General features: G+C 52.0%; 1 rRNA gene. It reads right to left on the bottom strand.

What is annotated here, in order from left to right:
* Positions 1–252 (bottom strand): 23S ribosomal RNA (locus AAEY83_RS17085); the annotation flags it as partial.

Below are 252 nucleotides of genomic sequence, written 5' to 3'. Positions count from 1 at the left end.
ACTTACCCTACCCTGATTAACATGGGATAGGAACCCTTGGTCTTCCGGCGTGGGAGTTTTTCACTCCCATTATCGTTACTCATGTCAGCATTCGCACTTCTGATACCTCCAGCAACCCTCCCGGGTCACCTTCAACGGCTTACAGAACGCTCCCCTACCACTCATCCTAAGATGAATCCGCAGCTTCGGTGCATAGTTTAGCCCCGTTACATCTTCCGCGCAGACCGACTCGACCAGTGAGCTATTACGCTT

The organism is Psychrobacter sp. TB20-MNA-CIBAN-0197 (assembly GCF_040309765.1).
In the GTDB taxonomy this organism is placed as follows: domain Bacteria; phylum Pseudomonadota; class Gammaproteobacteria; order Pseudomonadales; family Moraxellaceae; genus Psychrobacter; species Psychrobacter submarinus.
This window is presented reverse-complemented; position numbering and strand designations above follow the sequence as displayed.